Origin of the sequence: Janibacter sp. GXQ6167, from assembly GCF_041365945.1 — a bacterium.
Lineage (GTDB): Bacteria > Actinomycetota > Actinomycetes > Actinomycetales > Dermatophilaceae > JBGFSK01.
In genome coordinates, this window is the sequence record NZ_JBGFSK010000004.1 from 317,936 (window position 1) to 343,070 (window position 25,135).

Consider the following 25,135-nt stretch of genomic DNA (forward strand, 5'->3'; position numbering starts at 1 on the left):
ACCTATCCGCGAGCACCGTCATCCCTCGTTAGGCGCGACTGGCCAACTTCGCCCCCACCGGTGGGGGCGAAGGCGACGCGGCTTTAGTCGGCTCGCCGATAGTGCAGCGCCACGACACCATTGCTGAAGGGCGTGGACGACACCAGTTCGAGACGACGGGTGCTGGGGAGGCCATCCTGATAGAGCGTCGGACCGTGGCCGGTGATCATCGGTTGCAGCAGGAACCGGTACTCGTCGATCAGCCCGAGTCGGTCGAGTTCGGTCGCGAGCTTGCCGCTGCCGAGCAATACCCCGTCGTCGGTCTCGTCCTTCAGTCGCTGCACTGCCGCGCGCAGATCTCCACTCAGGTGGTGACTGTTGTTCCACGGGAAGTCGGTGCGCGCCCCGGAGACGACGTACTTCGGCTTCGCGTCGAGTTTGATCGCCCACTCGCGAACCGAAGGTGGCGCGTCCTCCTCGCCACGGGCGACGAGAGGCCAATAACTCTCCATCATTTCGTAGGTCGTCCGGCCCCACAGCATGGCGCCGTGGTCGTCCATCAGCGCAGTGAAATAGCCATGCGTCTGGTCGTCGACGATCCCCTCCCGATGGTCCACGCAACCATCAAGGGTGACATTCATACCGAAGGTGAGCCGACCCATAGATCGAGCCTAGATGTCGAGTGCCTTAGCGATCGCGTGAGCGATCCGGTCACTGTCCTCGTCCGCATTGCCGGTGATCGGCAGGGAAGTGAACTCCGGGTCACAACCCTCAAGGGAGAGGTCCGCCTGGGTCGAAGTTGGGCTCACGTAAACCCAGTGGTCAATACACGGTGGCGGCCACTGGTCTCCGTAGGCCTCGCGGATCCCGCTGTCGGGGTAGCGGGCGAGGAAGGACTCCGCGTCGGCCTCCCACAAGAGGGAATCCACCGGGCCACCTGGCGCCCCGTGGGGCGCCGAGCGCACGAAGCCCGCATTGGCTTCCTCGAAGACCCGATCGAGCCGGCCGCACACGACAGCCATCCAGTCATCGTCGAATCGGCTCGTCATACCGGGGAGCGTACTCACGGAACCGCGCACCCGGGGAGCGAAAAAGCCCGGGCGTCCGGCTAGCGCGGACTCCTCGGGCTTCGTACTGGTGGACGTAAAGGGACTCGAATCTTTGTCTGACTCGTTTGCCTTACATCCCACCACCCGCGATGATCTTCCAATCACCCGAACTACCAGGGACTTTACCACCTGGCGGCGTGGACGTAAGTGGACATGAATGGCCAACTATCCGATGCATCTCGCGATGCAGCGGCAGTTGCATCGGTAAGAGGGAGTCGGGATGAAGGACCCTAAGCGCCGGTTCGGGCAGGTCACTCGCATGCGGTCCGGGCGCTACCAGGCCCGCTACTCGGACCCCAACGGCGCGACCACAGTGACCCGGGGCGGGCGCACCGTCCCCGTTCTTCATACGGCCTCGCGGACGTTCCTGACTCGCCGCGATGCGGAGGACTGGCTCTCCCAGCAGCACCGACTCATCCGCTCGGGCGAGTGGCGCAGCCCGGCCGAGCAGGCCGCTGAAGCTGAAGCACGCGAGACCTCAAGGCGCAACCGAACGTTTGAAACCTATGCAAGGGCCTGGCTCGAAGGTCGTCACGACCTACGCGCCACGACCCGACAGAGCTACGAGACCTCGCTCCGTCGCCACCTCATCCCTGCATTCGGGGATCAACCGATCGACCAGATCACCGTCATGGACGTTCGGACCTGGTTCGCCGCGTACGGCAAGCGAACCCCGGCAGCACGCGCCCACGCCTACCAGGTACTTGGCGCGATCATGCGTCAGGCAGAGGACGACGAACTCATCCCCCGCTCCCCCGTGAGGGTCAAGGCGGGGGGTAAAGCCAAGGTGAGCCGCGAGCCGCAGGTGCTTTCCCGTGCAGAACTGCTCGCTCTTGCCGATGCCATGCCGCCTCAGCACAAGGCTCTGACCCTCGTTGCCGGCATGTGCGGGCTTCGCTTCGGAGAGTTGGTGGCGCTGCGGCTCAAAGATGTCGACCTCGAAAAGCGCCAGTTGCACGTCAACCGGGCTGCCTACCGAGCGGGCGGCAAAAAGGGCACGGGCCCGCCCAAGACCGCAGCTGGCAAGCGCAGCGTGACTATGCCGGCAAGCGTCGCCTCCGCTCTCGCCCAGCACCTCAAGGACTATCCCGTCGCAAGTCGCGAGGACCTCATCTTCCCCGGGCGCGACGGCAGGCTGCTGGCCCCCACCAGCCTGTACGGACGAGCTTCGCGCACGGAGCGGCGGGGCCGACACACCTACGCGAAGGGTGCGTACGGCTTCTTCGCAGCCCGCGAAACCATCGGTCGACCAGATCTCCACTGGCACGACCTGCGACGCACTGCGGCAACGCTCGGCGCACAGGCCGGCGCAACGGTGCGCGAGATGCAGCATCGTCTAGGGCACGCCACCGGCGACATGGCGCTCTACTACCAGAGCGCAACGGTCGAGAGAGACCGTGCCATCGCAGATGCCCTCGACGCCCCGCAGCCCGGAGAGTCGCCGACCGATCAGCCCTGAGCGGGGCGCGCCCTCCGTAGTGACGCGCTTCGTACCGGTGAACATCGAGCGGCTCGCCACCGTGGCGCGCAGCCCGGAACTGGTGATCCAGTGGTTCTACGGCGGTCCGGACGTGCACCTCGACGAGCAGCACCGCATTCTGCGCGAGCAGAAGGGAGCCACCATCGAACTACGCAAGGTCGTCGACGACCGCACCGGCGACCGGCTAGCGATCGCCTGGCAGGAGCACTGGTCCGGGGGGAAGCTCCACGACCCACGCGGCTACTACCTGCACCTGCTCATGCAGCCGGCCGGGATGGGCACGCGCGTCACGTTCACCCGCGGATTTCGTGGCTTCGGTCGTGGCGGACGCGTGATCGCCCGACTCAGCGCCGAGCTGTCCCGGGTGAGCGTCAACCCGACCATCCAGAACTTGGTGCAGGTGGCCGTTGATGAATGAGCCCGCACCCAGGCGTTGGCGGCATGGTCGGACGCTACGGCCCAACAGCAGCGGTTGCGGTCGTCAGGGCGCCTGGAATGCTGCCATGGCAGCACGTAGGGCCTGTTCGCTGTGGGTGGTGTCGATGACGACGCGGGTGCCGTCCCGGGCCTCGTCCCACGGGACCCACCCGTCGGCTTGGACCTCGACCCAGGTGGGGACCTGGTGGCCGGGGATGTCTGCCTCACGGGACTCGACACGTCGACGATGCTCCGCCGGATCCGGCAGGACGGTCTCGAGCAGGATCAGTCGTGCGCCGCAGCGATCCGCGGTCTCACGCCAGCCAGCACGGGCTTCGGGAACGCCGTTGACGGCGTCCACGATGACATCGACCCCGAGCAGCAGGTTCGAGGCGGCCACCTCGTGGGCGACGACGTAGCCGGCGGCTCCGACGTGGTCCTGAACTCCGGACAGTGCCGCCTCCACCGCATCGACCCGTAGGTAGCAGGCGCCGGTCACCCACGTCAGCTGCTTAGCCAGCGTGCTCTTGCCCGTGCCGGCGCGCCCGGCAAGCACGCACAACCACGGCTGGCGTCTCTCCTCAGCGGCCCCTGGCATGGCCGTGATGCTGCCAGATGCGTCCCCGAATCGCGCTCTGCGTCCTACCCCCGTTCGACACGACCGTGCGCACGCACGCGCCGCGCGGCATGAGCGGGCATTCCATCCGCCCGCACACCCATGCCGGGTTGCAGGGGCTTGTCAGTTGCTGGTGGCTGCGTTGGTCCGGGCGCGCAGTTGGTGGATGAGGTTCGGGTTGTCGCGCGTCAGACTTTGTGGCAGGGCCGTTGTGTAGGTCTTGAAGGAGAGTCTGAACATGGGTAGGCCCCCTGTGATCCCGGCCGAGCGGAAGACTCGGATCGTGTTGAGTGTGCTTGCCGGTGAGATGTCGATCGCTGAGGCTGCTCGGCGGGAGAAGGTCAGCGAGCAGTCGATCGGCCGGTGGAAGGCTGACTTCCTCGAGGCGGGGAAGACCGCGTTGGCGGCGGGCCGGTCCGGCCCGTCGACGCGGGAGGAGCAGCTGGAGGCGCAGGTCGAGGATCTGACGCAGGCCCTGGGTGAGGCAGCCGTTGAGATCCGGGTGTGGAAGAAGAGCGCGGAGGGCCGGTTGGGCCCTTCGAGGACCTCGAGGTGATTCGTGTCGAGTCTGGGATGTCGACCGCGAGGTGGTGCAGAAAGTTCGACATCCCGGAGCGGACCTGGCGGCGGTGGCAGGCCAAGGCTCGGGCTGGCCGACGGGCGAAGGGTCCGTGGCCGCAGCCGGCCCGCGATGCTGCGGCCGAGCTGATCGACAAGCACGCCCGGGAGCATCCGCTCTGGGGGCACCGCAAGATCTGGGCGATGGTCCGCTACGACGGGCACGTCGTGTCGGAGGCGACGGTTCTGCGCCGGTTGCGAGACCGCGGCTTGATCCTGCCGGATCAGTACCAGCGCGAACGGCGCAAGCTCGCTGAGCGTCGCAAGGCTGCGTTCGCCAAGGAGCCCACGGGCGCCAACCAGGTCTGGCAGCTGGACTTCTCCGAGTTCGAGACCACCACGGGCGGGACGTGGCGGATCGCGGGGTGCCGGGACTACTGGTCCAAGTACGAGTACCCGTTCCATGTGTCGCCGACGGCGAACCAGCACGACGCGATCGACGCCGTCGAGCTCGCGCTGGCCGACTACGAAGAGCTCTTCGGGCATCCCATGATCGATGACTGCCGGGTCGATGAGCAGACCGGTGAGCTGCTGCCGGTAGTCACGATCGTCACCGACAACGGGGGCCCCTTCCGCTCGTTCCGGTTCGAGGCGTTCATCGAGCTCCACCCCGAGCTCGCGCACGTCCGCACCCGCGTGAAGTCGCCCGGGCAGAACGGGTCACGCGAGCGAGGGTTCGGGACGCTGAAGTACGAACGCCTGTTCATCGACGAGATCGACGACGCGATCGTCCTGGCCGAACGCGCCGAGGACTACCGCATCGAGTACAACCAGGTCCGCCCTCACCAGGCCATCGCCTGGAACCGACCCAAGGAGGTGCACCTGGGTCAGGCCGACCCGAACATCCCCAACTTTCAGAACAAGGAAATCCTGCCAACTCCTTGACGCGGGACACCGCTGATCTGATCAGTGGCGCGGGGAGGGCCTCCCGCGGTGGGGTGGAACTGCCAAGTCACCACTCACTCCCACAGGAGGCCCTCGTGTCCCACGCTAACGCTGCTCTGACGGTCCGTCACCGGCTCAAGGTCGCTCGGCTCGTCGTCGACCAAGGGGTGCCGATCAGCGAGGTCGCGGCCCGTTTCCAGGTGTCCTGGCCAACGGTGAAGCGCTGGGCGTCCAGGTACGCAGCGGGTGAGCCGATGACCGACCGGTCCAGCCGGCCCCGCTCGATGCCGGCGAAGACCTCTGTCGCCACGACCAAACGCATCGTCTCCTTGCGGTTGCGCAAGCGTCTGGGCCCGGTCCAGCTCGCTGCGCACGTCGGGGTCGCGCCCTCCACCGCGCATCGGGTCCTGGTCAGGTGCCGTCTGAACCGGCTCTCACATGTCGACCGAGCCACCGGGGAGCCTGTGCGCCGCTACGAGCACGAACGTCCCGGGGACCTGCTGCACGTGGACGTCAAGAAGCTCGGGAACATCCCCGACGGGGGCGGGTGGCGATTCGTCGGCCGCCCAGAAGGGCTGCGCAACCGGGCCGCGACGCGCGGTGTGGCACGAAACCGGTACCACCAGCCCAAGCTGGGCCACGCGTTCGTGCACACCGTCATCGACGACCACTCACGCGTCGCGTACGCAGAGGTGCACGACAACGAGACCGCAGCCACCGCCACCGCCGTCCTGCGCCGTGCGGTCGCTTGGTACGCCGCCCGCGGGATCACCGCCCGCAGGGTCCTGTCCGACAACGGCTCGGCGTACCGCTCCCACCTCTGGCGGGACGTCTGCGCCGAGCTCGGGATCAAGACCTCACGCACGCGTCCCTACCGGCCACAGACCAACGGCAAGATCGAACGTTTCCACCGCACCCTGGCCGACGGCTGGGGCTACGCCCGCTGCTACACCTCCGAGGCCGAACGCCGCGATGCCTTGGCAGGATGGCTCCACGAGTACAACCACCACCGACCCCACACCGCCTGCGAGAACAAGCCCCCCATCACCCGCTTGACCAACCTGTCAGGTCAGTACAGCTAGGCGTGGCGCCGTGGCCGGCTGTCGGCTGCGGGTCAGGTGGTGGCGACGTTCAGCGGTGGCGGGCGTCTGGGGGCAGCGCCCGAGGAACTCATTGAGGGGGCCGTCGAGGCCTGCGTGGGTGACCTGGGTGTCGCCGATGCTCACCAGAGCAGCCTGCCACCGCGATTCCCATCGGGGCATGGCGTAGCTCAGGGCGATGACGCTGGCGCCGATGATCCCGCTGGCGATGGTTGCGGGGGTCCCGGCGGCGACCCCTTGGGCCAGTGCGACCGCGCCGACGATGAACCTGCCGCGCCACAGGAGGCTGACGAAGGGAAGTCGCGCGAAGAAGCGGCCTACACCCAGGGCGAAGCCTGCGACGACCTGCCAGGGCAGGGTCCAGAAGCTCAGGGCCAGGTCGGAGCGGACGGCACCGGAGCGGATCAGGCCGCTGCTGTGCCCTATGACCGCTGCTGCCTGCTCCGCGGGCAGGACTCCCTCGCGGATCGCTGCGATCAGGCCGTCGGAGACCACGACCGTGCGATGGCCGGCCGCACCGGCGCTGATCGCGTAGATCCCGTCTCGGATCCTCAACTCGACCAGCGGAGGACCGAGCTGGTGCTGGCACAAGATCGCCACCGCCGGGCCCAGGGTCGCATCCTCGGCCGCGGTGGGTCGGCGTGCTCGGAGCAGGACCCTGGCGGCCAGGGACTCCCCTACCCCGAGCAGGAGCAGGCCCATGGTCAGCAGCCCACCGAGGATGAGCGCCCACGCGGCCAGAGCCGGCAGGAACGGCCCGACCATCATCACGAGCCACGTCGAGATGACGACTGCGGGGGCGGTCGCCAAGGTCTTGGTCGTCGAGTTGTTCATCACGCACCTCCAACGAAAGCACTAGTGCAGATCACTCGATATTGCGTATCGGTGACCGCTGGGAGTTGTCCCAGCGGCTTTCGTCTGTGAAGGCAGTTTGGTCCCAGGGACCGACACCCCTCGCAGGTTTTCCACAGGGCCTCCGCTGGGGGTCACGGATCGTCCAGGGACGGGTCTCATGGAAGTCGGCAGTTCACGAGCAGCACGAAGGAGCAGTGACATGACGGGTCCGACGCACCAGGGCGGTAACGAGCTGGAGGTGCTCGCGGCTGTCGTGCGCCTGCTGGGCAGGGCCTCGGATCGGGCCCGGAAGATCTCCTCGGCCGAGCCGGACCTCCTGCTGGAGTGCTTAGGCCTGGGGGCTGCCATCGCGGCCGGGAAGGTCTATGGGCTGCTGCCCGAGGGCGTCGAGATCGGGGACCTGCCGGTGGCTCAGTCCGACCCCTTCGAGCTGGTGAGGGCAGCGGAGTCTCTGATGCGGACTCACCCGCTGGAGCAGTTCCCGCCTGGGACGGCGCACGTCGTGGTTGATATCTGCGACCTGGTGCGGGAGCACTGCCCGTGAGTGCCGAGGACCGCCGTTCTGTCGGCGAGCTGCTTCTGGACTCCGAGCTGGCGGCTCGTGACGTGCTCATGGACGCCGATGAGGTGGATGGGGCCGCGATGCTGCGGACGTGGGGTGAGGTCGTCGAGAGCGCAGGTGATCTGTGGGACTCGCTGCCCCGACCGCACATGAGTACCGAGGACGCGGACTACTCGCTGATGGCTCAGCTGCAGGCGATGAACGGCCATCTCATGCGCGCCGCTCGGGGCCGGCAGTGGCCAGGTGAGGGTGACCCTGACGAGAGGCTCCTTCGGATCGCTGAGAACTTGACCAGGGCCAGTGACCTGCTCACCCGGCGGCGTGACTCCCCGGCGATGAGCCCGGAGGTCAGAGCCGATCTCGGGGCTGCGCGTGCCCGGCTGGTGCACACGCTCTACATCGGGGCGCACGGGGTGCACGTGACCCTGGATCGAGAGGTGCGGAACATGCAGGCTCGTCGGGCCGCAGTCAGGTTCCCCGAGCGCTCACCCGGACCGGATTACCCAAACCAGCTTGAGTTCCAGGCGGTGAGCAGGACGCGGGACCGGATCGCGGCCTTCGAGCAGCTGGCTGGCTCGTATGTCTCACGTACCTACCCGCACGCGCTGGAGGGGGAGCACAAGCCGCCACCTCAGGCGGACCGTCTACGGCAGGCGCTGGCGACCTGGGACGTCCAGGCTCACCGGGGCTTGAGTCGCTCCCCCAGCGCCGAGAACATCTTCTTGGCTGCCCAGACGCAGATGATGATCGCCCAGGGCGGACAGGTCCTTCTGCGCGCTGCGGGCCAGGCCGGGCGGATCGACGCTGACCTCTACGCCACTCGTGTGGGGCCAGCCATGGACAACGCTCACGCCGCGTGGAGCAACCTGTCCCGGTCGTGGAGCCACCTGATGCCGCCGCACGCCCTGGTGAGCGCAGACCGTTCCCTGGTCGAGGCCGCGAACGAGGTCCGGGCTGCCTATCGCGACGTCGCCTACGACCGAACTAGACCGGCGGACGCCATCGAGATCGCCGACCGGGTCGACCTCAGCGCGACAGCCCAGACGGTTCAGCAGTCCATCTCCAGCTCCGTCGACGTCGCTCACGTCATCGGCCACGCCACCCATGCCCCGGACGTGAGGGCCCCGGCCCGCCTGCTCAACGTTCGAGCCCAGCAGCTCCAAGCAGAGCGAGGAGAAACCGTCGACACGCCCTCCGGCGGGTGGGTCACCGCGGGTGAGCACGTCAACAACGCACCAGCCGTTCTGCCCGACCTCGTGCGTGAAGAACTTCAGGCCAGGACGGATGAGGTTGCTGCCTCGACGTCGGTCGCCATGGGCGCAGCCTCTTCCCTAGAGACCAGGACATCCTCGCCTACGGGGACAACCCTGAGCGGCCGTAGCCATCAGGATCGAACGGTCGCGCCGGCAGCCGGCTCCCATTCCTTCGGGCCGCAGCCTCACCACTGACTAGGCGTCCCCCTCGGCATTTGGGGTCGAAGTCTGATGCAGTTCCCTGAGAGCGCTTCAGGAGAATGACGCGCCACTCTGCCGAGAGTCGGGCGCGCCGTCTTCTCGCTCCGTCAGGGCGTCGGTCGCCCAGGAGCACCGTCGGACGTGGGTCGCGACCCAGCGCACCAAGAAGCCGGAGGAGCGCCGGCTGGAGGGCCCCTTCTCGACTTCTAGCACCCCTACTAGGGGGTCGTCGTGTGGCGACTGGACCGGCTCGCCAGAAGGACCCTGGACTTCCGGCTCACCGACAGTTGCTCCAGGCACGGCCTCGCCCGGCGGCGGTCGTCTCCGTCAAGGAGTCCATCGACATGACCACGCCCATCGAGCGGGTCCTCGCCACGATGCTGGCGTCCTTCGCGGAGTTCGAGGCCTCCTCCATCTTTTCGCGGGTGACAGCGGCCAGGGCGCGCATCGTCGAGGCAGGCCGGTTGCGCGGCGGTCCCGCGCCGTAGGGGTACCGGGTCGTCGAGCGCGACGGCCAGCCGGGGAAGTACCTCGAGAAGGACCCCGCCACCATCGACCACGTCGAGCACATCGCCAGGATGGTGCTGGCCGGCTCATCGATCTGCAGCGCGAAGAAGTGGCTGGAGGACGAGGGCGTCCCCTACCCCTCGCGCTCCCAGAGGGTGCGGGTCCGGGACGAGTGGGTGTACCAGTCGGGGCAGCGGATCCTTCGCCACCCGGTCCTGGCGGGGATGACGAAGAAGGGCGAGAAGGATGTCGTGCGCGGGCGGACGGTAGGCCCAAGATCGAGGGGTTCCCGGCGATGCGGGACGCCGCGACCTGACCCGGGCGAGGCGCTGCTCGCCTAGTCCCAGTCCTCGTACTTCTTCGCGAGTCGCCGGGCCTCCTCTTCCTCGGCCAGGTCGTCATACGAGAAGTAGCGGTCGAGCGTGGACCAGACCTCCACCTCGCCCTCGGCGATGTGAACTTCAATCTCCAACTCGGGCTCGGAGTCGTCCTCGGTGCTCACCTCTGCCTGCAGGACGAACCTCCCCGGCACGAAGGCATCTCCCTGCTCCTCCTCCCACAACTCATCCCCATTGGGCGAGGACACCACCAAAGAAACCGTGAGCTGGGCCTCGAACGTCCCCTCGAAGTTGAACGAGTAGGTGCTGCCGTCGCGCCCCCAAGAGAGCTCGTCGACGTCCATCGAGAGCACCGCATGCGCCGGGTCGCCCGCGTCTACGGGACTCCCCAACGCGCTGGTCTCCTTCCCGTGGAAGTGCGAATGGACGAGTTTGGCCGTTTCGCCCATCACTTCCCGGACCGGGCCTTCTAGGAGTTCTGCGAGGTCCAGGAAGAGAACCCTCTCAAGCACCAAGAGGACCTCCTGGTGGCCTTTCGAACCGGTGTCGACGAGGACTGTCCTGAAGTGTCCTCCCCCCGTGTGGACGTCCACCTCGCGAACCATGGTGTTCGGCTCGAGCCGCAGCGTCGCGGCTTCCGCGATCAACTTCATGCCCGAGCGCACCTGCGCGTTCTCGATATCGGCACCCTGGACAACGACGAGAGCCTCCTTGACGCCCCGCTCGCCGAGAAGGTCATTGACCCCTCGAATGACACGGGGCGCGAACGCCCGGGCCTTCTGGACTACGAGCATCATTCTCGGCGCCTGCGAGAAGTCGCTGTCCCGCTTCTCGTTGTTGCAGTGGTGGTGGCACGGGGCGAGGTTGGCGGGGGCGTGGAGGTCTACTGGGCCGGACAGTCCGAGGTTCTCCGCGATCTCCTCCACGGTGGCAGTCCTGGGCTTCTGCGGGATCAGGTGATCGATCTCGGCGTCCTCGAACTCAACGTGCCTCTTGCACCAATAGCAGCGGTACGACCAGACGCTCAACAGGACCGCCTTGAGGACGTCGTCGGCGCCGCCGCCATACCTGACCGGCGACTGCCCGTGCGCCGTCAGCTTGACCGGCGCAGGCTTCTTCTCGGCCATGACGCAGGGCCTCCCGTCCTCGACTCGCCGACGCTAGAGAGTGTGGCAGGGCGGACGCGATCGCCGCTCTAGACCCACCCTTAGAGAACCCTGACAGGCCTCTGGACATTCGCTGAGCGGTTTGTTCATTGGTCGCACGCCGGTCCGGGGGTCACGCGCCCCGGGTGACACGCGGCGATCGTCTCCGAGGACGGCTACTCGGCCCAAGGGCCTGAGGGCCGTCCTTCTCTCTCGATCAGAGACACCATGCGCACCGACCTTCCCCGCCTCGCCTTCCTCCTCGGGCAGCACGTCCTATTCGTCACGACCGACGAGGCCTTCTTAGCCGCCGCGATCACCCCCCTGGTCTTGGGCCTGCTCTCGGTAGCCGGGATCGTCCTGCACACCAGCGGCTTCTAACGCGAGCCGAAGCTGCCGGTCTCACGCTCATGCCGCTCGGCGGTCGTGCCGAGTTGAGTAAGACCGTGACGCGGTGCTGCGCTACTTTGGGGGTATGACCCCGTCTCCGCACTAGGCCGCACGGGCGCTGATCTTCGGCGCGCGTGTCCCTGAGCCGTTGCCCGCTGCTGACTGTGGGCTTGTTCTGATGCGGAGTCGTTCCTATGACCGGCACCTCTGGTGCCGGCAGCTATCGCCAGCTTCTCGCCTCCTCGACGACGCGGCGCACGTATGTGCTGTCGTCGCTGGGTCGCAGCGCGTACGCGATGCTGCCGCTGCTGTTCCTCTTCGCTGTCCGCCAGGCGTCTGGCTCATTCGCCGTCGCGGCGACGGCCATGTCCCTGGTGGCTCTGACCTCGCTGTCGATGCCGGTCAAGTCCCGGCTGATCGATCGGCACGGTCAGCGTCGTGTACTGATCCCGCTCGGGGTCGGCATGGCACTGGCCTTGGTTGCTGCAACCGGGATGGCGGCAGCCGAGGTCACCAGCCCCGCAGCGTGGTGGACGGTCGCCGTCGCCCAAGGCCTGCTGGCACCACCGCTGGGTCCAGCGATGCGCGCCCAGTGGCGTGCGCTGGCCCCCTCGTCCACCCGGACTGCGTACGCGCTCGACGCAGTCACCGAAGAAGTGCTGTGGCTCTTGGGACCCGCCGTCGCTGGACTCCTGCTTGCCCTTGGGCCCGCCAGGCACGGCCTGCTCGTCGTCCCCGCGCTCATCCTCATCGGGCAATGCCGCCTCCGACACCATCTTCACCGTTGCTCTCGGGGGGCACCGGATGACGATCACGCACAGCGATGGGTTCCCGGTCGAGCCGACCGAGACGGACGCGTTCTATATCGGGATGGGCGAACGTTATGACGCGATTGTCACCCTCGGCGACGGGGCCTTCCCCTTGGTGGCCAAGCCGGTCGGCAAGGCCAGCGGCGGTCAGGCCATGGCCGTAGCCCGCACCGGAAGCGGCGCCGCACCCGGCGGGGACGCCAGCCCACGAGAATTGACCGGACGGGTCCTCATCGGCTCCGACCTGAGACCCGCCCAGGCAGCCAAGCTGCCCAGCAGGAGACCCGATGCAACCGCGCGGCTCACTCTCACCGGATCGATGCAGCCCTACGCATGGGGGATGAACGGAGCTCCGTTCGGCAAGAACGAGCCCCTGACCGTCCGGGCCGGGCAACGACTGCGGATCAACGCCACCAACATGACGATGATGACTCACCCGGTGCATGTGCACGGCCACACCTTTGCCCTGCCCTCCGGGCTCAGGAAGGACACTGTCCTCATGGCCCCTATGCAGTCTTTCGCCATCGACCTCGACGCCGACAACGAGGGCGACTGGATGATCCACTGCCACAACATCTACCACGCAGAGGGCGGCATGATGATCGCGTTGGAGTACATCGCATGAGGCCCCGTCGACGACGTGTCGCCCGAGGTATCGCTGTGGTGGCTGCGGTGGCGCTGCTGGCCGGGTGCTCTTCGACATCCGAGACCGGGACACCGCAGTCCACTGGCGGTGAGTCGTCCAGCCCAGCGGGAAGCGACGCGAGCCAACAGCCCGCACCCTTGATCCATGTTCATGGGATCGCTCGACATCCACGAACCGGCGACGTGCTGGTGGCGACCCATCAAGGTTTGTTCCAGCAGGTCGACGGCAAGCTCGTCCGCAACGGTCCTGCCATCGACCTGATGGGCTTCACCATCGGCGACGACGGCACTCTGTATGCCTCCGGCCATCCAGCACCCGGTACCGACCTCCCCCAGCCAGTAGGTCTCATCACGTCACAGGACACGGGTCGCACCTGGCAGGTCGCCTCACGCGGCGGGCGCTCGGATTTCCACGCTCTGACCGCCGGCCCAAACGGCGTCATCGGGTTCGACGGAACGCTTCGACACACCAGCGACAAAGAGACCTGGGATACGCGGGACATTCCCTCACCGCCACGGGTGCTGGCCGCTTCCCCCACGTCCGGGAAGGTGCTGGCCACCACAAGCGCTGGCCTGCTCATGAGTCAGGACGAGGGCACCACCTGGACCTCCCTCGCCCCACCAGAGGTCGCCGTCCTCGCCGCCTGGGCCGACGAGGAGACCATCGTCACCTCTTCAGCCGCGGGCAGACTGGCAACCAGCAGCGACGCCGGCCAGACCTGGACCCTTCATCCGGGGAGCATCGGGCCGGCCGAAGCGTTGTGGGCGGGCCGCACTAGTGACGGACAACTGGAGATCATCGCGTCCGTCGACGGGCGCGTGATCAGCACCACGGATGCAGGAAGGACCACCCAGACATTGGTCCAGTGAGTCGTCGTGCCTGTGCGACCAGGTCTCGGACTCCGCGGCGCCGATCCTCCACCGGCAGCGCGGTGGCCTTCATCCAACCTCAATACGATCGGGATCGAATCACCATTCCGCGACGTGAGGGTTGGTCCTGCCTCGAACATTCTGCGGGCCTTACCCCCGGATCTTGGACACGGGGGTAAGGCCCGTCATTTCCCTCATCGCGATTCCCAAGCCGCCCAAGGCCACATGAACCGGCGGCAAATCCTCGCCGAGTGATTCATACCCCTAGGGGGTATATGGTCGGACATGTCCAAGTCGTACACGAGTGAAGGAGTTCTACATCATGGCAACCACGACCGAGTACCAGGTGACCGGGATGACCTGCGAACACTGCGAGGGATCGGTGCGAGCCGAGGTCTCGCAGGTTCCGGGCGTGACCGGGGTGGAGGTCAGTGCCCAGACCGGGCAGCTGGCCGTGACCGGTGAGCAGCCGGTCGACGATGCTGCGGTAATCGCGGCGGTCGACGAGGCCGGCTACGCCGCGGTCAGGAGCTGAGATGAAGGCGCCTGCGCGGCTCGGCCTGTGGTCTCCAACAGCCTGCGGTTGCGCACGTTCAAGGCAAAGGCCGACGACCAGACCGCGCCCACCGGTGACGCTCCCGCGCCGGCACGCGAACCCGTGAACGCCTGACCACCCGCTCCATGTCATCACCACTACCGAAACGACACCTCCGATGACTGCACACGACCACCACCACACCGACACCGCGAGCACTCCCGCATCCGACGGCGGATGCAGTGGCCACGGCCCCAGCGCCGAGGCCCTCGCCCAGACCCCCGCGGCCGAAATGGCCCAGTGCCCCGTCATGGTCGGCACCCCGGTCGTCAAGGCCGACGCCGAGGCCGCTGGCCTGGTCCGCGACCACGACGGGCAGCGGTACTGGCTGTGCTGCGCCGCCTGCGGACCCCTGTTCGACGCCGACCCCGACCGCTACGCGAACGCGGCCTGAGACCGGGTCACGCAACCGGACGTCCTGGCTTTCGTGCCCCGAGAACCACTCACACGGGCACGAGGCCAGCGTCCGGCCCACGACCTGGCGAAAACGATCACGAGGAAGGAAACGTCATGAGCAGACGCATGAACCGGGCCGCGAACCGACGTCTGGGTGCCGTCGTCGGCGCCGGACTGCTCAGCGTCGCCGTTGTGCTGGCCGGATGCGCTGGCGACAACGCGGATGAGGACTCGCCTGCGGGCTCCTCACAGGAGCACGGCGAGCATGGCGGGATGGACCACCCGGCCGACGGCGGCCCGGTCCCTGAAGGCATGACCGAGGCCACCGACCCCGCCTACCCGGTCGGCACCGAGGTCACCCTGGCCGCGGACCACATGGAGGGCATGGACGGCGCGACCGCGACGATCGTGGGCGCCTACGACACCTACACGTACTCCGTCGACTACACCCCCACCACCGGTGGCGACCCCATCACCGATCACCGCTGGGTCGTCCAGGAAGAACTCGCCGACGCCGGAGACGAGCGGCTGGCCGACGGCACCGAGGTCACCCTCGACGCCGCACACATGGACGGCATGGACGGCGCGACGGCCACGGTCGCCTCCTCGACCGAGGAGACCGTCTACGTCGTCGACTTCGAAGCCGGCGGCATGACCATGACCAACCACAAGTGGGTCGTCGAGAGCGAGATACAGCCCGCTTCCTAGACGCAGACGCGCCGCGATCAGCGCCGCCACAAGCGTCGGCACACCCGGAGAGACGAACATGAACGAACACACCAGCCGCCACCCCAAGGGCCATACGGGCCACGCCCCAACCGACCAGGCCCGGGCGGATCACGCTGGCCATCAGCAGCACGCCCAGGATGTCGGGGACGAGCACCATGCTCACCACACCGGCCACGAGGAGCACGCCGGGCACGGAGATCACTCCGAAAGCGGCGCCGCTCAGCAGAGCAACGACCACCACTCCGGTCACGGCGACCACGTTGGGCATGGCGGTCACGCGGGTCATGGAGATCATGTCGGGCAGTTCCGGCGGCTGTTCTGGATCATGCTCGTCCTCGCAGTCCCGGTGGTCGGTTTCAACGAGAGGTTCGCCCACCTCGTCGGCTACCACCTCCCCAACGCCGAGCGGGTGTGGTGGGTCTCGCCCGTCCTCGGCACCATCGTCTACGCCTGGGGTGGCTGGCCGTTCCTCACCGGTGCACTGAGCGAGGTCCGCTCCCGCAAGCCCGGGATGATGCTGCTGATCGGATTGGCGATCACGGTCGCGTTCATCGCCTCCTGGGGCGCGACGCTGCACATCCTGGATCATGAGCTGAACTTCTGGTGGGAGCTCGCGCTCCTGGTGGTCATCATGCTGCTCGGCCACTGGATCGAGATGCGCTCCCTGGCCCAGACCACCTCGGCCCTGGACTCCCTGGCCGCGCTCCTGCCCGACGAGGCCGAGAAGGTCGACGGCGACCAGGTCGTGAAGGTCGCGCCCACTGACCTGGCCGTCGGCGACGTGGTCATAGTCCGCCCAGGCTCGGCGGTCCCTGCCGACGGGAGAATCGTCGACGGTTCAGCGTCGATGGATGAGTCGATGGTCACCGGGGAGTCCAAGACCGTCCGCCGCCAGGCGGGCGAGACCGTGGTTGCCGGGACCGTCGCGACCGACTCCGGCCTCCGGGTCGAAGTCACCGCCACCGGTGACGACACCGCCCTGGCCGGCATCCAGAAGCTAGTCGCCGACGCCCAGGCCTCCTCCTCCCGCGCCCAGCGGATCGCCGATACCGCGGCGGCCTGGCTGTTCTGGTTCGCCCTCGGCGCGGCCGCAATCACCGCCGTCGTCTGGTCACTCGTCGGGCTGCCCGACGACGCGGTGGTGCGCACCATCACCGTGCTGGTGATCGCCTGCCCTCACGCTCTGGGCCTAGCGATCCCGCTGGTGGTCTCCATCGCCACCGAGCGCGCCGCCCGCGGCGGCGTTCTCGTCAAGGACCGCCTCGCCCTGGAGTCCATGCGCACCGTCGACGCGGTCCTCTTCGACAAGACCGGCACCCTCACCAAGGGCGAGCCCACCGTCACCGCCATCGAGCGCGCCGGAGGCCACGACGGTGACGAGATCCTGGCGCTGGCCGCCGCCGCAGAGGCCGACAGCGAACACCCCTTGGCACGCGCCATCACCAGCGCCGCGAAGGAACGCGACCTCGACGTCCCTCAAGCTCGTGACTTCTCCTCCTCGCCGGCCGTCGGAGTCAAGGCGACCGTCAAGGCCACGGTGATCGAGGTCGGGGGTCCGTACCTGCTCGAACAGCACGGACTCGATGAACTGCCCGTTGCCGACACCTGGCGGGCGGAGGGGGCGATCATCCTGCACGTCCTCGCCGACGGCGAGGTCATCGGCGCCCTGCGGCTGGCCGACGAGATCCGGCCCGAGTCCAAGGACGCCGTCGATGCCCTCCACGCTGCCGGCGTACAGGTCGTGATGATCACCGGCGACGCGCAGGCCGTCGCCGACACTGTCGCCGCCGAGCTCGGCATCGACCGAGTCTTCGCCGGGGTCCGACCCGAGGACAAGGCCGCCAAGGTCAAGGAGCTGCAGGACGAGGGCAGGAAGGTCGCGATGGTCGGCGACGGCGTCAACGATGCCCCCGCCCTCGCCCAAGCCGATGTCGGCATCGCCATCGGCGCCGGCACCGATGTGGCCATCGGCTCCGCGGGCGTCATCCTCGCCTCCTCCGACCCTCGCTCGGTGCTCTCCGTCATCGATCTCTCCCGAGCGAGCTACCGCAAGATGAAGCAGAACCTGTGGTGGGCCGCCGGCTACAACATCCTCTCCGTGCCGCTGGCCGCAGGCGTCCTAGCACCGATCGGGTTCGTGCTGCCGATGAGCATCGGCGCGATCCTCATGTCCGCGTCCACCGTCGTCGTCGCCCTCAACGCCCAGCTGTTGCGACGTCTCGATCTCACCCCGGCCGCCAGCACCGCCAAAATCCTCGACCGCACACCGGCGCCATGACCAGCCGGTCAAAGGCGACCGGGCATCGCCCCAAGTAGACATGGAAAGGAGCACCACGATGACGACCACCATCCCGACGCCACCGTCCCCGACCGGGCACGGCTACATCAGCGACAAGGACCGCTACCTCGCTCGACTCAAGCGCATCGAGGGACAGGCCCGTGGCATCCACCGCATGGTGACGAGGACGCCTACTGCATTGACATCCTCACCCAGATCAGCGCGGTCACCGCGGCCTTGGAGAACGTAGCCCTGGGGCTCCTCGACGACCATCTCAAGCACTGCGTCACCGCAGCGATCCGCGACGGCGACGGACGCGCCGAGGCCAAGATCAAGGAAGCCTCCGACGCCATCGCGCGCCTCGTGAAGTCCTAGGGCTCGCGATGCTCGACCTCCTACGCACCCTCATACCCTCTCTCGCTGTTCGTGACATCGAGTTGTCGGCCCACTCCTTCGCAGGGCCCATCCCCGGTGGGGACACCGGCGCGCCTACCACGACGCCCGCGGCCAGGGCTGGGTCGTGAACCACAAGAAGCTCCAGCGGCTGTGGCGCGAAGAAGGGCTACGTGTGCACGTGCGACGCCGCCGTAAACGGGTCGGATCCTCGACCGTGCCACCAGTCCCGACCGCCACCTCGGCCAACGTGGTGTGGGCGATCGACTTCCAGTTCGACTCCACCACCGACGGCCGACCGATCAAGATCCTCTCCGTCGTCGACGAACACACCCGCGAAACACTGGGCGGCCTTGCGGAACGCTCGATCACCGCCGAGGCCCTGGCCGCCGAGCTGAACCACATCGTGGCCGCCCGTGGCGCCTCGCCGGCGGTGCTGAGGCTCGACAACGGCCCGGAGATGATCGCGGCAGCACTGGCCCAGTGGGCCGGCACCCAGACTGGGATGCTGTTCATCCCACCCGGCGAGCCCTGGAAGAACCCCTTCATCGAATCGTTCAACAGCAGGCTGCGCGACGAGTTCCTGAACATCAATCTGTTCTGGTCGATGACCCACGCCCAGGTCGTCATCGGCGACTGGAAGACCGAGTACAACCACGACCGTCCGCACTCATCCCTGGGCTACCTCAGCCCGGTGGCCTACGCTGCGGTCTGCACCCATTGATCGGACTCTCACACGACCTGGACCGATCCACGGGGTCCTGCCACTCGCTTCTGCTCTTCCACGACGATGGGAGCAAGTACCCCCACTACAGCGGCCCGGACGTTTTCTCTGCCGATATCGAGCTTGTAGATTCGACCGGTCTGCGATGGCAGCGGGTCGGCCCGCACCCTCCAACGCGCATCAGTAAGCGGCCCAGCTCCGTGCCCGACCACATCACCTCGCGGACTGCGATTCAGGACGAGATCCCTAGGCGGCCCCGCTAGTCGACTATGAGGCGTCCAGCCCCGTGGTCGAGGGTGCCGTGCTCACCCCGGCGGCTCGGCGGCGTCACCCATCCTGCGGCATCTGCTCGAGCCACCAGCGCAGCATCCGCGCCCGGTGTTCGAACTCGCCTCGCGGGATGCCGTGCTTGCCTCTGGACGCCCCCAGAAATTCGGTGATGACGTCGAGCTGTTGGGCTGCCCTGCGGCGGATCTCGCCCGTGCGGTTCTTGCATCGCTTGCAGCAGTAATGCGGGGCGTGCCCGTGCCCGATGTAGTCCACCGGCCGGTCGCACTCCGGGTTCGCGCACGTCGAGGTCGAGCCGATGGGCTGCTCCTCGAGGTCGAGCAGCAGCCGCGCCAGCCAGGCCCGCACGTCGAGGTCACCGCGCTCGGTCAGCGTACCGCTCACGCCTGAGTCGTAACGGGTCGCCATGCAGGCGAATCTTACCGCCGCAGTGTCAGTCGCGCGTGCCAACGATGACCAGTGCAAGCGCAAGCCCTCGCACTCTGCCCCGCCCCAGCGGCCACCAGGCCGAAGGCTCCGAGCGCCCCACTGCACGCCGCCATCGCACCGCACGCCATCGCTGGGCTATAGCTGCTGGAGGTGTACGAGATGCGTCACCCAAAGGCCCGGCGCCACTTCGGCGTCGACGAGATCCTTGAACCCAAGCCGTCGATAGAGCATCCGTGCGGGCAGATTGGCTTGCCCGGTCGAGACGAGTGTGCGGCGCTCTCCTGCCCGGTCAAGCACGGCCTGGACGAGGAGTCGACCGAAGCCGCGGCGGTGTATCGCCGGGTGAACTATGAGCCGGTCGATGGCGACCTCGTCGGCGTTCTCGGTCCATGCCACAGCACCCGTCAGACGGTCGCTGGTGTACGCGCCGAGCCAGTTCAAAGGTGCCGTACGCAGGTCCGTCACATCTTCATGCAGCGCTGGGATGCGATCATCGCCGATCAAAGACGCCTCCACCCGGTAGGCGGCGCGTTGAATGGCGAGCAGCCCCTCGGCAAGGTCCTCGTCTTCGGAAGGTCTGATCGCCTTGATGTGGTGCACGGGGTAAGACTGTCATCGGCTTCGGCGATCGGATGCTGCTGGAGGCCCGGCGGTGATCGCCGAGCATGCGGCCAGGGCGCTGCGCGAGACCGCTTCGCTCGGTACAGAGAGAGGCTGATGAGGACCCAGCCTGTGCGATGACAACCCCCATAGCGACCATCGCGGGCCTCGAGGCCCATGCTCACATCCGGGCGGTCCGAGGGTGTGGCTTCGTTCGCTTGGTGGCGGGGTTTTTGCAGCGCTCCGTGGCGGTCTTGTTGCCGCGGTAGGTGTCGCGGTCTGAACCGAGAGGGGTGCGCCCGGTCGGGGCCGTTTGGATCGCTGCCGCTACGTCAGAGTCCGAAGGCTCCGCCGCTGACGAGGATCACGATGCCGAGGCCGATGAGAACGATGGGGAAGAGGATGTGCTCCCAGCGTTCGAGCACTTCGGCGATCGGGGGGCGGGTGGCGACGAACTTTGCCAGGGCCACCAGGACCGCGACGAGCGCGAGGAAGACGATGCAGTAGGCGACTACTGCGAGAGGTTCCACGCTGAGGAAGACAGGGGTGTAGACGCCGATGTTGTCGCCGCCGTTGGCAAGGGTGACGCCTGCGACTGTCCACACGCCGACCTTCTTGCCGGCAACCTTGGCCTCGTCGTCATCGTCGTCATCGTCTCCGCGCCAGGCCTGCCATGCGGCCCAGAGGCCGAGGCCCAGAGGGATGAGACCGAAGTACGGGATGGCTGCCGAGGGCAGGAATGCTCCGGCACCGATGGTCACCAGGACCGCGGCACCGAGGATGCCGGCGAATCCGAGGTACTGGCCGGCCAGAATGCGGGCGGTAGTGCCGGGCTGGCCTGCCCCTCGCGCGAAGAAGAGGGAGAGCACGATGATGTCGTCGATGTTGGTCGCTGCGAACAGGCCCATCGCCTGCAAGACCGAGGTGAGGATCATGCGCCCTCCCCAGCTGCGTCGCATCCGGGAAGCGAGCAGGCGGGATCGATGCACGGGGCGTCTTCGTCCACTGCCAGGGTGGCATCGACCAGTGCCGTCAGCGCCTGCGCCAGGTGCGAATCGGCGATCTCATATCGTGTCCGACGACCCTCGGGCTCGGAGACGACGATCCCGCAATCGCGCAGGCATGCCAGGTGGTTGGACACGTTCGGGCGTGTCAGGTCCAGATCTCGGGCCAGTTCCGCCGGGTAAGCGGGATGGTCGAGCAGGGTCAAGATGATCCGGGATCGAGTGGGGTCGGCCAGTGCACGACCCAGGCGGTTCATCACGTCGAGACGCGAAGCAATAGTCAGCATGGACTGAACTATACAGCGCGCACTGAACACTCGGTCACAGGCGTCAGCCCAGATCGCATGCCCGTAAGGGGATCGCCGGCTGCGACGAGTCCAAGCACCCCAAGTGCGGGGGAGTCGTCACACCCGCGTCGGTGGTCAAGGGAGGTTTCTCCAGCAAGCACGACGCGGACCTCTACGGCCGCGACGTCATCCAAAACGAGTACACCGCGGGCGACATCGCCAACGACGGCGGGCAGCTGCTCGCCGGGGCCGACCGCTCGACGATCCTGCGGGACTACGTCCTGATCGACGAGGCCAGTGGGGACGTCGTCGACCCCGGCGAGCACGACGACCACGACCTGTTCAACTAACCCCCGCTGGGGAGATGGAGCCAAGAATCATGAGCGCAGATGACGGAATCGTGATGGACCTCGGTGGGGTCTACGAGAGGTGCAAGCACCTGGCCCACCAGGCAGTGATGGACTCGCCCAGTTCGTCCTTTGGGTTGGAGGACGTCATGCCCGAGAGTCGCTGGCTGGCGTTCCTGTCCTCCGGCATGGGGTCGCTGGCGCTTCAAGGGATGCTCAACGGCTGCGTCGAGGCGATGGCTGCCAGGTCGACGACCGCGCTGCACGTTCACGACGTGGCGCTGGAGCCGCCACGGGGCACGTTGGTGGAGAGGGAAGACGTCAAGGTCGCCAAGGGGTTGCTGGTCGCGGGTGTGGCGCCTGGACTCGACGAGCAGGCCCGTCAGGAACTAGTGGCCGCCGAGGTCGAGGAGCGAGGGTGGGCGCTGGACGTGGCCCACCTGTCATCGCTGATGATCGTGGTCGTCATCATCGCGGGCGCCGCCGTCGACCACTGAGCGTGACGACGACCGGGCTGGGGTTGTCACCCCAGGGTCGTAGCGTCTTGGACGCCCCTCCCCTCAACCGACCCCCGGGGGGAGGGGCCTCCTGCACCGACCGGGAGTGCGCCCCCTCGTCGCTCTCGGGTGGGGGTTGTCGGTGGCGGCAGCGACCCTGACGACATGGCCTCGATACTTCAGCTACTCAAAGAAGCCCCCGAGTGGCAAAGCCATGCGGCCTGCGGGGAGGCATCCGCCGCCGAGACGTTTTTCCTGGCGCTCAACGGCAGTCGGCCCGAGGTGTCCGCCGCGATCATGGTCTGCCAGCGATGTCCCGTCCGGGACGAGTGCGGCGATCACGCAGACGCCAGCGGCCAGTGGATCGGCGTGTGGGGTGGGGTTGATCGTGGCAGTGGGGTGAGATGACAGCCCAACCGCCCACCCGACCCGGCGTGCCGTTGAAAGACCGACCAACAGGCGACCAGCCGGCCCCAGCAACGCCGCGCCGTCGACGGCACTGCTGGCTCACCCACGAGGACGGCACTGAGACCGAGGGTCTGGTTCTGCAATGGGCACAGGAGGGGCCCACGTGGGTCGCGCTCGTGGCGCACGTCATCCCGCGACCCGGGGGCGACCTCATAGCCCAGGAGTGGGTCCCCGCAACTCGACTACGACCGGTCAACTGGAGGGCGGGGGGGTCGCCCTACGTGTGTTGAACCGAGGTGCATGCTCGCTCTCGTATTGCGGTCGTCTCCAGCTGGATGGTGGCATGTTCGAAGGAAACGGGAAAGTGCTCCTTCACACACGAAATGATCTGCTCCAGAATCTGCGGTGCGTGGCCCGACTCGAAGCACTCGTCGTCGATCACGACGTGCGCGGAGATGACGGGCAGGCCAGTGCCGATCGTGGAGGCGTGCAGGTCGTGGACCTCACGAACATGCTCCAGCTCAAGGACATGTGTCCGCACGGCGTCCAGGTCGACGTCCTTCGGGGTGAACTCCATCAGCACCCGCACGGTCTCGCGCAAGAGCTTGTAAGCGCGGGGGAGGATCAAGGCCGCGATGAACAGCCCGGCGATGGTGTCCGCCCGTTGGAACCCCGTGGTGGCGATCACGATGGCGGCCACGATCACCCCGAGGGAACCCAAGGCGTCGTTGAGCACTTCGAGGAATGCCGCGCGCATGTTGAAGTTCGCGTCGCGACTGGAGGACAGGACCACCATCGCGGCGATGTTGGCGACGAGTCCGATGATGCCGAAGAGCAGCAGCTCCCTGGCTTGGACCTGCGTGGGCTCAACCAGTCGGCGGACCCCTTCGATGGCCGCGTAAGAACCCACCAGCAGCAGCAACACCGCTTGGCCTAGGGCAGCGACGATCTCGATTCGCGCGAAGCCCCACGTGCGCTGGCTGCTGGGGGGCCGCAGCATCATGGTGGCCGCGATGACCGCGACCAGCAGGCCGGTGGAGTCCGATAGAGCGTGGGCGGTGTCCGTCAGCAGCGCCAGGCTGCCGGTGATGATGCTTCCGATCGCCTGCGCGATGACGATGAACGAGGTGATGCCAAAAGCAATCAGAAGGCGGTTGCGCAAGCCACTGCCCGCTTGCCCATTTGCCGTGCCGTGGTGGTGGTCGGATCCCATCAGGCCTCCTCGGTCGCAAGTTGGTCGTGGTCACGGTGCTCGCGCAGGGACAACGACGCGCCCGACGCTGCCAGTAGCGCATCCGCGCTTTCGAACAGGTCAGACAGTCGGGACGGATCGGTCAACGAGATCCACGACGCGCGGCCCTCGGTCCGCACCCTCACCAGCCCGCAGTCCCGCAGGCACGCCAAGTGCTTGCTTACCGTCGACTGAGCAAGGTGCATGTGGTCGACCAGGTCGCGGACCCGATGCTCCCCACTGGAGAGGTGCTTCAGGAGCGCCAAGCGCGTGGGCTCGGCCAAGGCATGGAACAAAGCAGCGCAGGCGTCGGACACCTCCATCGCAGTCGGGCTTTCATTTTGGCTATTGATCGTCATAGAGCGATGTTACCTCCATGGAGCGATTCGTTGGCGCCTATACCTTGGTTGGCTCACGGGTCAGTCGTCGATGTATGGTCACTGAATGCTGAATAGTGCTGCTCGTCTGGACGTGCTCAATCGCTTGGGTAGGGCGATGGCGGACCCGACTCGCGCGCGGATATTGGTGTCGTTGTTGCAGGACGCGAGCTATCCGGCGCAGCTGGCCCGCGATCTTGGACTGAGCCGCACGAATGTCTCCAACCATCTCGCCTGTCTGCGCGGCTGCGGGATCGTGGTCACCGCACCGGAGGGACGTCGGACCCGTTACGAGATCGCCGATGCGCATCTGACTCGGGCGTTGGAGTCGTTGATGGACGTGGTCTTGGCGGTCGACGACGGGGTCCCCTGCATGGACGCGAACTGCGACGTGCCGTTGTGCTGCGGGAATACACCTGCGCTGGTTGCCGATGAGCAGAGGGTCTGACGATGAGTGATGTGTGTTGCGGAACGGACGGGCCCGTGACGGAGGATCTCGCGCCGTGGTGGCGTGATCAGGGCTTGGCGCTGCCAGCCGCCGCTGGAGTGCTGTGGCTGACCGGACTGCTGCTGGAATTCGGCGGCGCCGAGGGCCTGAGCGTGCTGTCCTACGCGATCGGCTTGGCTGCGGGTGCTTGGACGTTTGCTCCGGCTGCGATCCGCCGCCTAGTTGTACCCGGCCATCAGGTTGGTAGCAGCGCGCCTGCTTGAACGAACGAGAACCTCCGAATGGGATGTGGCTTGTCGAAGGCCCACTCCAACCCGGAGGTTCT

33 protein-coding genes and 2 pseudogenes are annotated in these 25,135 nt (G+C 67.1%); 24 read left to right on the plus strand and 11 right to left on the minus strand.

The window, feature by feature from the left end; all coding sequences use genetic code 11:
- Nucleotides 1-83: 83 nt before the first annotated feature.
- Nucleotides 84-641: a dihydrofolate reductase family protein gene (locus AB8K43_RS08325; protein ID WP_370893325.1), complete on the minus strand. Its 558-nt coding sequence runs from the start codon at nucleotides 639-641 to the stop codon at nucleotides 84-86.
- Between the two features lie 9 nt (nucleotides 642-650).
- Nucleotides 651-1,028: a hypothetical protein gene (locus AB8K43_RS08330; RefSeq protein ID WP_370893326.1), complete on the minus strand. Its 378-nt coding sequence runs from the start codon at nucleotides 1,026-1,028 to the stop codon at nucleotides 651-653.
- 280 nt (nucleotides 1,029-1,308) lie between these two features.
- Between AB8K43_RS08330 and AB8K43_RS08335 the strand changes: the two genes are divergently transcribed.
- Together AB8K43_RS08335 and AB8K43_RS08340 are read left to right on the plus strand one after the other, a co-directional pair.
- Nucleotides 1,309-2,547, plus strand: coding sequence for a tyrosine-type recombinase/integrase (locus AB8K43_RS08335; RefSeq protein WP_370893327.1), 1,239 nt, complete (start codon nucleotides 1,309-1,311; stop codon nucleotides 2,545-2,547).
- Nucleotides 2,548-2,584: 37 nt separating this feature from the next.
- Nucleotides 2,585-2,986 carry a hypothetical protein gene (locus tag AB8K43_RS08340; RefSeq protein WP_370893329.1) on the plus strand — a complete coding sequence of 134 codons (402 nt, stop codon included), beginning with the start codon at nucleotides 2,585-2,587 and terminating at the stop codon, nucleotides 2,984-2,986.
- 63 nt (nucleotides 2,987-3,049) lie between these two features.
- Here the strand turns inward: AB8K43_RS08340 and AB8K43_RS08345 are convergent, their stop codons facing one another.
- Nucleotides 3,050-3,583, minus strand: a complete 534-nt coding sequence (locus AB8K43_RS08345; RefSeq protein ID WP_370893330.1) for an AAA family ATPase — start codon at nucleotides 3,581-3,583, stop codon at nucleotides 3,050-3,052.
- A gap of 256 nt (nucleotides 3,584-3,839) precedes the next feature.
- Between AB8K43_RS08345 and AB8K43_RS08350 the strand changes: the two genes are divergently transcribed.
- The 3 genes from AB8K43_RS08350 to AB8K43_RS08360 all read left to right on the plus strand — a co-directional run bounded on the left by AB8K43_RS08350 (nucleotide 3,840) and on the right by AB8K43_RS08360 (nucleotide 6,186).
- Complete coding sequence (locus AB8K43_RS08350) at nucleotides 3,840-4,157, plus strand: transposase (RefSeq protein ID WP_370893332.1); 318 nt, start codon at nucleotides 3,840-3,842, stop codon at nucleotides 4,155-4,157.
- Complete coding sequence (locus AB8K43_RS08355) at nucleotides 4,154-5,104, plus strand: transposase (protein ID WP_370893333.1); 951 nt, start codon at nucleotides 4,154-4,156, stop codon at nucleotides 5,102-5,104. Before AB8K43_RS08350 ends, AB8K43_RS08355 begins: the two co-directional genes overlap by 4 nt.
- Before the next feature lie 95 nt (nucleotides 5,105-5,199).
- A complete protein-coding gene (locus AB8K43_RS08360) occupies nucleotides 5,200-6,186 on the plus strand; it encodes an IS481 family transposase (RefSeq protein ID WP_370893335.1) in 987 nt (328 codons plus the stop codon).
- Here AB8K43_RS08360 and AB8K43_RS08365 read toward each other — a convergent pair.
- On the minus strand, nucleotides 6,169-7,038 hold the full coding sequence (locus AB8K43_RS08365; RefSeq protein ID WP_370893337.1) for a hypothetical protein: 870 nt from the start codon (nucleotides 7,036-7,038) through the stop codon (nucleotides 6,169-6,171). The genes AB8K43_RS08360 and AB8K43_RS08365 overlap by 18 nt on opposite strands.
- Nucleotides 7,039-7,258: 220 nt before the next feature.
- Between AB8K43_RS08365 and AB8K43_RS08370 the strand changes: the two genes are divergently transcribed.
- The 4 genes from AB8K43_RS08370 to AB8K43_RS08385 all read left to right on the plus strand — a co-directional run bounded on the left by AB8K43_RS08370 (nucleotide 7,259) and on the right by AB8K43_RS08385 (nucleotide 9,923).
- The gene (locus tag AB8K43_RS08370; protein ID WP_370893338.1) at nucleotides 7,259-7,603 is read left to right on the plus strand and encodes a hypothetical protein; all 345 of its coding nucleotides are present in this window, start codon (nucleotides 7,259-7,261) and stop codon (nucleotides 7,601-7,603) included.
- Complete coding sequence (locus tag AB8K43_RS08375; RefSeq protein ID WP_370893340.1) at nucleotides 7,600-9,069, plus strand: hypothetical protein; 1,470 nt, start codon at nucleotides 7,600-7,602, stop codon at nucleotides 9,067-9,069. The genes AB8K43_RS08370 and AB8K43_RS08375 overlap by 4 nt, the downstream gene beginning before the upstream one ends.
- Nucleotides 9,070-9,134: 65 nt before the next feature.
- Nucleotides 9,135-9,563 carry a recombinase family protein gene (locus AB8K43_RS08380; protein ID WP_370893342.1) on the plus strand — a complete coding sequence of 143 codons (429 nt, stop codon included), beginning with the start codon at nucleotides 9,135-9,137 and terminating at the stop codon, nucleotides 9,561-9,563.
- A 63-nt stretch (nucleotides 9,564-9,626) separates the two neighbouring features.
- Nucleotides 9,627-9,923, plus strand: a complete 297-nt coding sequence (locus tag AB8K43_RS08385) for a recombinase family protein (RefSeq protein WP_370893392.1) — start codon at nucleotides 9,627-9,629, stop codon at nucleotides 9,921-9,923.
- On the opposite strand, the gene AB8K43_RS08390 is transcribed toward AB8K43_RS08385, so the two are convergent.
- Entirely contained in the window at nucleotides 9,920-11,047 is a 1,128-nt protein-coding gene (locus AB8K43_RS08390; protein WP_370893344.1) for an HNH endonuclease, read from the minus strand. The two genes, AB8K43_RS08385 and AB8K43_RS08390, sit on opposite strands and share 4 nt — an antisense overlap.
- A gap of 246 nt (nucleotides 11,048-11,293) precedes the next feature.
- Between AB8K43_RS08390 and AB8K43_RS08395 the strand changes: the two genes are divergently transcribed.
- From AB8K43_RS08395 to AB8K43_RS08440, 10 genes and pseudogenes are all read left to right on the plus strand, one after another.
- On the plus strand, nucleotides 11,294-11,446 hold the full coding sequence (locus AB8K43_RS08395) for a hypothetical protein (protein WP_370893346.1): 153 nt from the start codon (nucleotides 11,294-11,296) through the stop codon (nucleotides 11,444-11,446).
- A gap of 203 nt (nucleotides 11,447-11,649) precedes the next feature.
- Complete coding sequence (locus tag AB8K43_RS08400) at nucleotides 11,650-12,342, plus strand: MFS transporter (RefSeq protein WP_370893348.1); 693 nt, start codon at nucleotides 11,650-11,652, stop codon at nucleotides 12,340-12,342.
- Nucleotides 12,260-12,889 carry a multicopper oxidase domain-containing protein gene (locus tag AB8K43_RS08405; protein WP_370893350.1) on the plus strand — a complete coding sequence of 210 codons (630 nt, stop codon included), beginning with the start codon at nucleotides 12,260-12,262 and terminating at the stop codon, nucleotides 12,887-12,889. Before AB8K43_RS08400 ends, AB8K43_RS08405 begins: the two co-directional genes overlap by 83 nt.
- The gene (locus AB8K43_RS08410) at nucleotides 12,886-13,779 is read left to right on the plus strand and encodes a F510_1955 family glycosylhydrolase (RefSeq protein WP_370893351.1); all 894 of its coding nucleotides are present in this window, start codon (nucleotides 12,886-12,888) and stop codon (nucleotides 13,777-13,779) included. The genes AB8K43_RS08405 and AB8K43_RS08410 overlap by 4 nt, the downstream gene beginning before the upstream one ends.
- Nucleotides 13,780-14,101: 322 nt before the next feature.
- Entirely contained in the window at nucleotides 14,102-14,314 is a 213-nt protein-coding gene (locus AB8K43_RS08415; RefSeq protein WP_370893353.1) for a heavy-metal-associated domain-containing protein, read from the plus strand.
- A gap of 178 nt (nucleotides 14,315-14,492) precedes the next feature.
- Nucleotides 14,493-14,768 (plus strand): hypothetical protein, encoded by a 276-nt coding sequence (locus AB8K43_RS08420; RefSeq protein ID WP_370893355.1) that lies wholly within the window; start codon nucleotides 14,493-14,495, stop codon nucleotides 14,766-14,768.
- A gap of 116 nt (nucleotides 14,769-14,884) precedes the next feature.
- Nucleotides 14,885-15,478 carry a YdhK family protein gene (locus tag AB8K43_RS08425; protein ID WP_370893357.1) on the plus strand — a complete coding sequence of 198 codons (594 nt, stop codon included), beginning with the start codon at nucleotides 14,885-14,887 and terminating at the stop codon, nucleotides 15,476-15,478.
- A 58-nt stretch (nucleotides 15,479-15,536) separates the two neighbouring features.
- A complete protein-coding gene (locus AB8K43_RS08430) occupies nucleotides 15,537-17,777 on the plus strand; it encodes a heavy metal translocating P-type ATPase (RefSeq protein ID WP_370893359.1) in 2,241 nt (746 codons plus the stop codon).
- Nucleotides 17,778-17,835: 58 nt separating this feature from the next.
- A pseudogene (locus AB8K43_RS08435) lies at nucleotides 17,836-18,152 on the plus strand (metal-sensitive transcriptional regulator).
- A gap of 82 nt (nucleotides 18,153-18,234) precedes the next feature.
- Nucleotides 18,235-18,894: pseudogene (locus AB8K43_RS08440) on the plus strand (IS3 family transposase); the annotation flags it as partial.
- Nucleotides 18,895-19,221: 327 nt separating this feature from the next.
- On the opposite strand, the gene AB8K43_RS08445 reads toward AB8K43_RS08440, so the two are convergent.
- The 4 genes from AB8K43_RS08445 to AB8K43_RS08460 all read right to left on the minus strand — a co-directional run bounded on the left by AB8K43_RS08445 (nucleotide 19,222) and on the right by AB8K43_RS08460 (nucleotide 21,502).
- Nucleotides 19,222-19,590, minus strand: coding sequence for a hypothetical protein (locus AB8K43_RS08445; RefSeq protein ID WP_370893361.1), 369 nt, complete (start codon nucleotides 19,588-19,590; stop codon nucleotides 19,222-19,224).
- Between the two features lie 156 nt (nucleotides 19,591-19,746).
- Entirely contained in the window at nucleotides 19,747-20,211 is a 465-nt protein-coding gene (locus AB8K43_RS08450; protein ID WP_370893363.1) for a GNAT family N-acetyltransferase, read from the minus strand.
- A 332-nt stretch (nucleotides 20,212-20,543) separates the two neighbouring features.
- Nucleotides 20,544-21,146, minus strand: a complete 603-nt coding sequence (locus tag AB8K43_RS08455) for a cadmium resistance transporter (RefSeq protein ID WP_370893365.1) — start codon at nucleotides 21,144-21,146, stop codon at nucleotides 20,544-20,546.
- The gene (locus tag AB8K43_RS08460) at nucleotides 21,143-21,502 is read right to left on the minus strand and encodes a helix-turn-helix transcriptional regulator (protein ID WP_006590980.1); all 360 of its coding nucleotides are present in this window, start codon (nucleotides 21,500-21,502) and stop codon (nucleotides 21,143-21,145) included. The genes AB8K43_RS08455 and AB8K43_RS08460 overlap by 4 nt, the downstream gene beginning before the upstream one ends.
- 131 nt (nucleotides 21,503-21,633) lie before the next feature.
- Between AB8K43_RS08460 and AB8K43_RS08465 the strand changes: the two genes are divergently transcribed.
- From AB8K43_RS08465 to AB8K43_RS08475, 3 genes are all read left to right on the plus strand, one after another.
- A complete protein-coding gene (locus AB8K43_RS08465) occupies nucleotides 21,634-21,852 on the plus strand; it encodes a hypothetical protein (RefSeq protein WP_259909123.1) in 219 nt (72 codons plus the stop codon).
- A gap of 29 nt (nucleotides 21,853-21,881) precedes the next feature.
- Nucleotides 21,882-22,346, plus strand: coding sequence for a hypothetical protein (locus tag AB8K43_RS08470; protein ID WP_368246112.1), 465 nt, complete (start codon nucleotides 21,882-21,884; stop codon nucleotides 22,344-22,346).
- Between the two features lie 165 nt (nucleotides 22,347-22,511).
- Complete coding sequence (locus tag AB8K43_RS08475; RefSeq protein WP_368246113.1) at nucleotides 22,512-22,754, plus strand: WhiB family transcriptional regulator; 243 nt, start codon at nucleotides 22,512-22,514, stop codon at nucleotides 22,752-22,754.
- Nucleotides 22,755-23,031: 277 nt separating this feature from the next.
- On the opposite strand, the gene AB8K43_RS08480 is transcribed toward AB8K43_RS08475, so the two are convergent.
- Together AB8K43_RS08480 and AB8K43_RS08485 are read right to left on the minus strand one after the other, a co-directional pair.
- Nucleotides 23,032-23,967: a cation diffusion facilitator family transporter gene (locus AB8K43_RS08480; RefSeq protein WP_259909126.1), complete on the minus strand. Its 936-nt coding sequence runs from the start codon at nucleotides 23,965-23,967 to the stop codon at nucleotides 23,032-23,034.
- A complete protein-coding gene (locus tag AB8K43_RS08485) occupies nucleotides 23,967-24,344 on the minus strand; it encodes a helix-turn-helix transcriptional regulator (RefSeq protein ID WP_259909127.1) in 378 nt (125 codons plus the stop codon). Before AB8K43_RS08485 ends, AB8K43_RS08480 begins: the two co-directional genes overlap by 1 nt.
- 85 nt (nucleotides 24,345-24,429) lie before the next feature.
- Here AB8K43_RS08485 and AB8K43_RS08490 point away from each other — a divergent pair, with 85 nt between their 5' ends.
- Together AB8K43_RS08490 and AB8K43_RS08495 are read left to right on the plus strand one after the other, a co-directional pair.
- Nucleotides 24,430-24,810, plus strand: coding sequence for a helix-turn-helix transcriptional regulator (locus AB8K43_RS08490; protein WP_259909128.1), 381 nt, complete (start codon nucleotides 24,430-24,432; stop codon nucleotides 24,808-24,810).
- A 2-nt stretch (nucleotides 24,811-24,812) separates the two neighbouring features.
- On the plus strand, nucleotides 24,813-25,073 hold the full coding sequence (locus tag AB8K43_RS08495) for a hypothetical protein (RefSeq protein ID WP_370893372.1): 261 nt from the start codon (nucleotides 24,813-24,815) through the stop codon (nucleotides 25,071-25,073).
- Nucleotides 25,074-25,135 lie beyond the last annotated feature (62 nt).

Coding starts and splice junctions, on each gene's coding strand:
- AB8K43_RS08345 (WP_370893330.1), bottom strand. CDS start 3,583: ATGCCAGGGGCCGCTGAGGAGAGACGCCAGCCGTGGTTGTGCGTGCTT.
- AB8K43_RS08325 (WP_370893325.1), bottom strand. CDS start 641: ATGGGTCGGCTCACCTTCGGTATGAATGTCACCCTTGATGGTTGCGTG.
- AB8K43_RS08395 (WP_370893346.1), top strand. CDS start 11,294: ATGCGCACCGACCTTCCCCGCCTCGCCTTCCTCCTCGGGCAGCACGTC.
- AB8K43_RS08495 (WP_370893372.1), top strand. CDS start 24,813: ATGAGTGATGTGTGTTGCGGAACGGACGGGCCCGTGACGGAGGATCTC.
- AB8K43_RS08405 (WP_370893350.1), top strand. CDS start 12,260: ATGACGATCACGCACAGCGATGGGTTCCCGGTCGAGCCGACCGAGACG.
- AB8K43_RS08425 (WP_370893357.1), top strand. CDS start 14,885: ATGAGCAGACGCATGAACCGGGCCGCGAACCGACGTCTGGGTGCCGTC.
- AB8K43_RS08485 (WP_259909127.1), bottom strand. CDS start 24,344: ATGACGATCAATAGCCAAAATGAAAGCCCGACTGCGATGGAGGTGTCC.
- AB8K43_RS08330 (WP_370893326.1), bottom strand. CDS start 1,028: ATGACGAGCCGATTCGACGATGACTGGATGGCTGTCGTGTGCGGCCGG.
- AB8K43_RS08430 (WP_370893359.1), top strand. CDS start 15,537: ATGAACGAACACACCAGCCGCCACCCCAAGGGCCATACGGGCCACGCC.
- AB8K43_RS08390 (WP_370893344.1), bottom strand. CDS start 11,047: ATGGCCGAGAAGAAGCCTGCGCCGGTCAAGCTGACGGCGCACGGGCAG.
- AB8K43_RS08420 (WP_370893355.1), top strand. CDS start 14,493: ATGACTGCACACGACCACCACCACACCGACACCGCGAGCACTCCCGCA.
- AB8K43_RS08370 (WP_370893338.1), top strand. CDS start 7,259: ATGACGGGTCCGACGCACCAGGGCGGTAACGAGCTGGAGGTGCTCGCG.
- AB8K43_RS08365 (WP_370893337.1), bottom strand. CDS start 7,038: ATGAACAACTCGACGACCAAGACCTTGGCGACCGCCCCCGCAGTCGTC.
- AB8K43_RS08380 (WP_370893342.1), top strand. CDS start 9,135: ATGACGCGCCACTCTGCCGAGAGTCGGGCGCGCCGTCTTCTCGCTCCG.
- AB8K43_RS08410 (WP_370893351.1), top strand. CDS start 12,886: ATGAGGCCCCGTCGACGACGTGTCGCCCGAGGTATCGCTGTGGTGGCT.
- AB8K43_RS08470 (WP_368246112.1), top strand. CDS start 21,882: ATGAGCGCAGATGACGGAATCGTGATGGACCTCGGTGGGGTCTACGAG.
- AB8K43_RS08445 (WP_370893361.1), bottom strand. CDS start 19,590: ATGGCGACCCGTTACGACTCAGGCGTGAGCGGTACGCTGACCGAGCGC.
- AB8K43_RS08480 (WP_259909126.1), bottom strand. CDS start 23,967: ATGGGATCCGACCACCACCACGGCACGGCAAATGGGCAAGCGGGCAGT.
- AB8K43_RS08350 (WP_370893332.1), top strand. CDS start 3,840: ATGGGTAGGCCCCCTGTGATCCCGGCCGAGCGGAAGACTCGGATCGTG.
- AB8K43_RS08475 (WP_368246113.1), top strand. CDS start 22,512: ATGGCCTCGATACTTCAGCTACTCAAAGAAGCCCCCGAGTGGCAAAGC.
- AB8K43_RS08455 (WP_370893365.1), bottom strand. CDS start 21,146: ATGATCCTCACCTCGGTCTTGCAGGCGATGGGCCTGTTCGCAGCGACC.
- AB8K43_RS08415 (WP_370893353.1), top strand. CDS start 14,102: ATGGCAACCACGACCGAGTACCAGGTGACCGGGATGACCTGCGAACAC.
- AB8K43_RS08335 (WP_370893327.1), top strand. CDS start 1,309: ATGAAGGACCCTAAGCGCCGGTTCGGGCAGGTCACTCGCATGCGGTCC.
- AB8K43_RS08400 (WP_370893348.1), top strand. CDS start 11,650: ATGACCGGCACCTCTGGTGCCGGCAGCTATCGCCAGCTTCTCGCCTCC.
- AB8K43_RS08460 (WP_006590980.1), bottom strand. CDS start 21,502: ATGCTGACTATTGCTTCGCGTCTCGACGTGATGAACCGCCTGGGTCGT.
- AB8K43_RS08490 (WP_259909128.1), top strand. CDS start 24,430: ATGCTGAATAGTGCTGCTCGTCTGGACGTGCTCAATCGCTTGGGTAGG.